The following is a 7,062-nucleotide window of genomic DNA, read 5'->3' as shown; positions in this document are numbered from 1 at the left end:
TCCCCTACCCCCCCCCCCCCCCCCCTTCCCCCCCCCCCCCCCCCCCCCCCCCCCCCCCCCCCCCCCCCCCCCCACCCCCCCTCCCCCCCCCTCCCCCCCCCCCCCCCCCCCCCCCCCCCCCCACTCCGGGCTCCAGGGCCAGGATCGAGGCATGCTCTGGTCAGACCCGAAGAACGAGCCGCCGAAGGACATGCGCGACGCGCAGGCGATGGTCCGGCGGATGACCCTGGTGGTCGTCCTCGCGATGGTGGTGGTCGTGTACGTGCTGGGCGTGGGCTTCTAGGGGTGTCCCGGTGCGTCCCGGGCGCCGGATTCCCGCCCCTACGATGGCGGCATGACTGCTGCTGCCAAGGCCCAGACCCACGCCCTCGTCCTCGCCTCCGCCTCACCCGCCCGGCTCAACCTGCTGCGGCAGGCAGGGCTGGCCCCGCACGTGATCGTCAGCAACTTCGACGAGGACGCGCTCAGTGCGGAGACCCCGGCCGAGCTGGCGCTGGCGCTGGCCGAGGCCAAGGCGGGCGTCGTGGCGGCCCTGGACGAGGCCGCGGGCGCCCTGGTGATCGGCTGCGACTCGGTGCTGGAGCTGGACGGCGAGGCGCTCGGCAAGCCGGCGGACGCCGAAGAGGCCACCGCCCGCTGGAAGTCGATGCGCGGGCGGGCCGGCGTACTGCGCACCGGGCACTGCGTGATCGACACGGCGACCGGGCGTCAGGTCTCGGCGACGGCGTCCACGACGGTCCGGTTCGGCGAGCCGACGGACGCGGAGGTGGCGGCGTACGTGGCGAGCGGCGAGCCGCTGCACGTGGCCGGGGCGTTCACCCTGGACGGGCTGTCGGCGCCGTTCATCGAGGGCATCGACGGCGACCACGGGAACGTCATCGGGCTGTCGATGCCGCTGCTGCGCTCCCTGCTGGCCGAACTGGGCGTGTCCATCACGGATTTGTGGGCCTGAGCTCCCCGAAGGGCGGCGGGGTGTCCTCGACGTCCCGCCCGTCCTGGCCCACCGGTCCGCCCGTGGCGCCCCCTGTGGGCTCCCCGGCCCCGCCCCCCTGGGCCGCGTGGAGCACCAGGGTCAGGACGAGCAGACAGAGGATCAGCATCATGACCGCGAAGGCGCCCCAGCCGACCAGGCCGACGGCGAGGGCGCCGAGCAGTCCGTGGGTGACGGCGGCGGAGACGAGCACGATGCGGGCGAAGGTGCCGGGGGCCCGGTCGCGTACGGCCGCCACGGCGAGCAGTACGGCGCACAGGAGCAGGAACGCGCCGATGCCGGCCCCCATCCCGTACGTCGCCAGGGACATGACATCCGGATCCATGCCCGCGATGGACATCGACTGGTTGTGGGTGGTCCGGCCGAGCACGAAGTGGACGAGAACGAGCACCGCCGCCTCGGCGACGAGCACGATCGCGGCCAGCCCGGCCACGAGTCTGCGCAGCACGACGCCCACGACGACCCACCCCTCCCCACACGTCCCCGGCCACAAGCCTGTTCGACGCCTGGAGGCTACTAACGGGTAAACGTACGGACAAGGGGTCCGGGCAGCTTCGTTACGTGAAGGGCCTCCGGGCCGCGGACACGCAAAGAATGTGTGGGCCGTTCGTAGGGACTCGACAAAGAATCACATGGGGCGGCTGACCCGGCGGACAGAGACCTCGGATACATGACGGGGTTACTGTGCAGTTGGGGATCCCCCTGACCTGGGGCGCCACAAGGGCTTTCCTCCCTGGAGGTGGACTCGAATCACACTGCGTGTGGGCAAGGTCACCACCAGGGAAGGGTCGAAACGCCGTGTGGGCTGTCCCTAAACTCAGCTTGTTTCAAGGAGGGAGCCATCGTGCGCAAGGTGCTCATCGCCAACCGTGGCGAAATCGCTGTCCGCGTTGCTCGGGCCTGCCGGGATGCCGGAATCGCAAGCGTAGCCGTCTACGCCGATCCGGACCGGGACGCTCTGCATGTCCGCGCGGCCGACGAAGCTTTCGCGTTGGGCGGTGACACCCCGGCCGCCAGCTACTTGGACATCTCCAAGGTCCTGCAGGCCGCAGCCGATTCCGGCGCGGACGCCATCCATCCCGGATACGGCTTCCTCTCCGAGAACGCCGACTTCGCGCAGGCCGTGCTCGACGCCGGCCTGACCTGGATCGGCCCGCCGCCGCAGGCCATCCGCGACCTCGGCGACAAGGTCGCCGCCCGGCACATCGCGCAGCGCGCCGGCGCCCCGCTGGTCGCCGGTACGCCGGACCCGGTCTCGGGTGCCGACGAGGTCGTGGAGTTCGCCAAGGAGCACGGCCTGCCGATCGCGATCAAGGCCGCCTTCGGCGGCGGCGGTCGCGGCCTGAAGGTCGCCCGCACCCTCGAAGAGGTGCCGGAGCTCTACGACTCCGCCGTCCGCGAGGCCGTCGCCGCCTTCGGCCGCGGCGAGTGCTTCGTCGAGCGCTACCTCGACAGGCCGCGGCACGTCGAGACCCAGTGCCTGGCCGACAGCCACGGCAACGTGGTCGTCGTCTCCACGCGTGACTGCTCGCTGCAGCGCCGCCACCAGAAGCTGGTGGAGGAGGCTCCGGCGCCGTTCCTCTCCGAGGCCCAGAACGCGGAGCTGTACGCCGCGTCCAAGGCGATCCTGAAGGAAGCCGGCTACGTCGGCGCCGGCACCGTCGAGTTCCTCGTCGGCACCGACGGCACGATCTCCTTCCTCGAGGTCAACACCCGCCTCCAGGTCGAGCACCCGGTCACCGAAGAGGTCACCGGCATCGACCTGGTGCGCGAGATGTTCCGCATCGCCGACGGCGAAGAGCTCGGCTACGGCGACCCGGTGCTGCGCGGTCACTCGTTCGAGTTCCGCATCAACGGCGAGGACCCGGGCCGCGGCTTCCTGCCGGCCCCGGGCACGGTCACGAAGTTCGCCGCCCCGTCGGGCCCCGGTGTCCGCCTGGACGCGGGCGTCGAGTCCGGCTCGGTCATCGGCCCGGCCTGGGACTCCCTGCTGGCCAAGCTGATCGTCACCGGCGCCACCCGCGAGCAGGCGCTCCAGCGTGCCGCCCGCGCCCTGGCCGAGTTCGAGGTCGAGGGCATGGCCACGGCCATCCCGTTCCACCGCGCGGTCGTCGCCGACCCGGCGTTCACCTCGGACCCCTTCCGGGTGCACACCCGCTGGATCGAGACCGAGTTCGTCAACGAGATCCCGGCGTTCGCGGCTCCGGCTGCGGACGACGCCGAGGACGAGCCGGGCCGCGAGACGGTGGTCGTCGAGGTCGGCGGCAAGCGCCTCGAGGTCTCGCTGCCGTCCTCGCTGGGCATGACCCTGGCGCGCACGGCCGCTGCCGGCGGTGCCAAGCCGAAGCGCCGCGCGGCCAAGAAGTCCGGCCCGGCGGCCTCCGGCGACACCCTTGCGTCCCCGATGCAGGGCACGATCGTCAAGGTCGCGGTCGAGGAGGGCCAGCAGGTCAACGAGGGCGACCTGGTCGTCGTACTCGAGGCCATGAAGATGGAGCAGCCGCTGAACGCGCACCGCTCCGGGACGATCGTCGGCCTGACGGCCGAGGTCGGCGCCAGCCTCACCTCCGGCGCCACCATCTGCGAGATCAAGGACTGACGTCCTTGACCGGGGTTCCCGGGGCTCGAGCCCCGGGGACCCCGTTTTTCATGTGCGGCGCCGCTCCGGGGGCGCTGCCCCCGCATCCCCGCGCCTCGAACGCCGGCGGGGCCGGATCGTGCCGGCGACGCCGGGCAGAACCAGCCCCGCCGGCGTTTGAGGCGCGGGGTCCGGGGTGGAGCCCCGGGTGGAAGGGCGGGGCGGGGAGAGGCCGCCCGCAGGGCTCCTACCTGCGCCGCATGTCGGCGACGCGCGGCCGGTCCCCGGCGGCCTGCTGCTCCAGCAGCGAGGCAGGCGCGCTGCGCAGCTGGGCCGACGGCCCACCACGCCGCTGCACCGGCAGCGGGGACTCCCTGCGCGGGCGCCGGCCCACCATCCCCTCACCGCCGGAGGCCACGGCCCCGGCCACGGTGATCTGCACTCCCTGGTCGGCGAGCGCCTGCAGCTCCGTCGCCGCCCGGTCGTCGTGCGGCGGCGGCTCGTCCGTGACCAGACGGGTCATCACGTCCGTCGGCACGGTCTGGAACATGGTGTCGGTCCCGAGCTTCGTGTGGTCGGCCAGCACCACCACTTCCGCCGCGGCCTGCACCAGCGCCCGGTCCACGCTCGCGCTGAGCATGTTGGACGTGGACAGGCCGCGCTCGGCGGTCAGGCCGCTCCCGGAGAGGAAGGCCCGCGATACCCGCAGCCCCTGGAGGGACTGCTCGGCACCGCTGCCGACCAGCGCGTAGTTCGAGCCCCGCAGGGTCCCGCCGGTCATGACCACCTCCACCCGGTTCGCGTGGGCCAGAGCCTGCGCGACCAGCAGCGAGTTGGTGACGACGGTCAGTCCGGGCACCCGGGCGAGCCGGCGGGCCAGCTCCTGGGTCGTGGTGCCCGCGCCGACGACGACGGCCTCGCCCTCTTCGACGAGGCCGGCCGCTACGTCGGCAATGGCGGTCTTTTCCGCCGTCGCGAGATGGGACTTTTGCGGAAACCCGGACTCCCGCGTGAAACCGCCCGGCAAAACCGCACCGCCGTGTCGGCGGTCGAGGAGTCCTTCTGCCTCCAGCGCCCGCACGTCCCGCCGTACGGTCACTTCGGAGGTCTGGACGACGCGGGCGAGCTCCCGGAGCGATACCGCTCCGTTGGCCCGCACCATTTCGAGAATCAATTGGCGACGTTCTGCAGCGAACACGAAACTGACAGTAACCCCAACGACCGTCTTGTTTCAGCTCCTTGCGCCGGAATACCGAAGTTGTCCATAAAACAGGGCGACTAGTGGTATACGCGTCCGGACGGTTGAGTGAACGTCTCTTCACTCCCCGGCGGCCCGCCCCAAGTCCCCTTGCGACGTGGGGCGGTTGCCGTTCTCACGCCTCGCCGGCGGCCTTCCGCGTGTGCAGCTGGCGCGCCACCTCGGCGATCGATCCCGACAGCGAGGGGTACACCGTGAACGCGTTTGCGATCTGCTCGACGGTCAGGTTGTTGTCGACGGCGATCGAGATCGGGTGAATCAGCTCGCTCGCGCGCGGCGACACGACCACACCGCCCACGACGATCCCGGTGCCGGGGCGGCAGAACAGCTTCACGAAGCCGTCCCGGATGCCCTGCATCTTGGCGCGCGGGTTGCGCAGCAGCGGGAGCTTCACCACGCGGGCGTCGATCTTGCCGGCGTCCACGTCGGCCTGGGTGTAGCCGACGGTGGCGATCTCCGGGTCGGTGAAGACGTTCGAGGAGACCGTCTTGAGGTTCAGCGGGGCCACGGCGTCGCCGAGGAAGTGGTACATCGCGATGCGGCCCTGCATGGCGGCGACGGAGGCCAGCGCGAAGATGCCGGTCACGTCGCCGGCCGCGTACACGCCGGGCGCGGACGTACGGGAGACCTTGTCGGTCCAGATGTGCCCGGAGTCCTTGAGCCGGACCCCGGACTCCTCCAGGTTCATGTCCTTGGTGTTCGGGATCGCGCCGACCGCCATCAGGCAGTGCGTGCCGGTGATGACGCGGCCGTCGGAGAGGGTGACCTCGACCCGGTCGCCGACGCGCTTGGCGGACTCGGCGCGGGAGCGGCCGATGACGTTCATGCCGCGGCGGCGGAAGACGTCCTCGAGGACGGCGGCCGCGTCCGGGTCCTCGCCGGGCAGCACGCGGTCACGGGAGGAGACCAGGGTCACCCGGGAGCCGAGGGCCTGGTACGCGCCGGCGAACTCGGCGCCGGTGACGCCCGAGCCGACCACGATGAGCTCCTCGGGGAGCTCGTCCAGGTCGTAGACCTGGGTCCAGTTCAGGATCCGCTCGCCGTCGGGCATCGCGTCCGGGATCTCGCGGGGGTGACCGCCGGTCGCGATCAGCACGGCGTCGGCCGTCAGGATCGTTTCGGTGCCGTCGGCCGCGGTGACGATGACGTCGCGCGTGCCGTCGATGCCCTGCGGGCCGCCGAGCTTGCCGCGGCCCCGTACGACGCGGGCGCCGGCCCGGGTGACGGAGGCGGTGATGTCGTGCGACTGCGCGAGCGCGAGGCGCTTGACGCGCCGGTTCACCTTGCCGAGGTCGACGCCGACGACGCGCGCGGCCTGCTCGATGTGCGGGGTGTCGTCGGCGACGACGATGCCGAGCTCCTCGTACGACGAGTCGAAGGTCGTCATGACCTCGGCGGTAGCGATGAGAGTCTTGGAGGGCACGCAGTCGGTCAGCACCGACGCGCCACCCAGACCGTCGCAGTCGACGACGGTCACCTCCGCGCCGAGCTGGGCCCCCACGAGGGCCGCCTCATACCCGCCGGGTCCGCCGCCGATGATCACGATCCGGGTCACGAAAACTCCGCCTCACGTCTACCCGGCCGGCTGCCGCCCCGGCCGGGGCTTCCGGGGGGTCTCCCCGGGGGATGCATTCCGTGCCCCATTGTCCCGCACGCTTCAAGGTGCTTCTCCCCCGGTCCGGCCATCCGGGCACGCGGCCATCCCCGCCCCTCCCGTACCCTCGACCTCATGTCGCTCTACGCCGCGTACGCCGGCAACCTCGACCCGCGGCTGATGACGCGCCGCGCTCCGCATTCGCCGCTGCGCGGCACGGGCTGGATCAACGACTGGCGGCTGACCTTCGGCGGTGAGCAGATGGGGTGGGAGGGCGCCCTCGCCACGATCGTCGAGGCCCCTCGGCACCAGGTGTTCGTCGCGCTGTACGACATCGCACCACTGGACGAGGACTCCATGGACCGGTGGGAGGGTGTCGGGCTCGACATCTACCGCCGGATGCGGATCCGCGTCCACACGCTGGACGGCGAGGAGGCGGCGTGGTGCTACGTACTGAACGGCTACGAGGGCGGTCTGCCCTCGGCGCGCTACCTCGGCGAGATCGCCGACGCGGCCGAATCGGCGGGGGCCCCGCACGACTACGTGATGGAACTGCGCAAGCGCCCCTGCTAGGGGTGTCCGGCGCAGACCCCCTGGGCGGGTTGCGCGCCGGGGGCATTTCGGCGGAAACGACAAGGCAA

Annotated in this window: 7 protein-coding genes; 4 read left to right on the top strand and 3 right to left on the bottom strand. The window is 71.9% G+C overall.

The window, feature by feature from the left end:
* The first annotated feature begins 151 nt into the window (after positions 1-151).
* Both mmpB and ACZ5WG_RS00460 read left to right on the top strand, forming a co-directional pair.
* Complete coding sequence (gene mmpB, locus ACZ5WG_RS00465; protein ID WP_266664424.1) at positions 152-283, top strand: morphogenic membrane protein MmpB; 132 nt, start codon at positions 152-154, stop codon at positions 281-283.
* A gap of 51 nt (positions 284-334) precedes the next feature.
* The gene (locus tag ACZ5WG_RS00460) at positions 335-952 is read left to right on the top strand and encodes a Maf family protein (protein WP_468719584.1); all 618 of its coding nucleotides are present in this window, start codon (positions 335-337) and stop codon (positions 950-952) included.
* Here the strand turns inward: ACZ5WG_RS00460 and ACZ5WG_RS00455 are convergent.
* Positions 933-1,448: a hypothetical protein gene (locus ACZ5WG_RS00455; protein ID WP_468719583.1), complete on the bottom strand. Its 516-nt coding sequence runs from the start codon at positions 1,446-1,448 to the stop codon at positions 933-935. The genes ACZ5WG_RS00460 and ACZ5WG_RS00455 overlap by 20 nt on opposite strands.
* A 387-nt stretch (positions 1,449-1,835) precedes the next feature.
* On the opposite strand from ACZ5WG_RS00455, the gene ACZ5WG_RS00450 reads away from it, so the two are divergent.
* Positions 1,836-3,590, top strand: coding sequence for an acetyl/propionyl/methylcrotonyl-CoA carboxylase subunit alpha (locus ACZ5WG_RS00450; protein WP_468719582.1), 1,755 nt, complete (start codon positions 1,836-1,838; stop codon positions 3,588-3,590).
* A 226-nt stretch (positions 3,591-3,816) separates the two neighbouring features.
* On the opposite strand, the gene ACZ5WG_RS00445 is transcribed toward ACZ5WG_RS00450, so the two are convergent.
* Both ACZ5WG_RS00445 and ACZ5WG_RS00440 read right to left on the bottom strand, forming a co-directional pair.
* Entirely contained in the window at positions 3,817-4,767 is a 951-nt protein-coding gene (locus tag ACZ5WG_RS00445) for a DeoR/GlpR family DNA-binding transcription regulator (protein WP_266664432.1), read from the bottom strand.
* A 175-nt stretch (positions 4,768-4,942) separates the two neighbouring features.
* Positions 4,943-6,382, bottom strand: coding sequence for an NAD(P)H-quinone dehydrogenase (locus ACZ5WG_RS00440; RefSeq protein WP_030290802.1), 1,440 nt, complete (start codon positions 6,380-6,382; stop codon positions 4,943-4,945).
* Between the two features lie 174 nt (positions 6,383-6,556).
* Here ACZ5WG_RS00440 and ACZ5WG_RS00435 point away from each other — a divergent pair, with 174 nt between their 5' ends.
* Positions 6,557-6,994 (top strand): gamma-glutamylcyclotransferase family protein, encoded by a 438-nt coding sequence (locus ACZ5WG_RS00435; protein ID WP_053786320.1) that lies wholly within the window; start codon positions 6,557-6,559, stop codon positions 6,992-6,994.
* Positions 6,995-7,062 lie beyond the last annotated feature (68 nt).

It is taken from the genome of Streptomyces sp. NPDC032745 (genome assembly GCF_055579465.1).
Note: the sequence above shows the minus strand (reverse complement) of the source record. Positions and strands in the feature narration are given on the sequence as shown.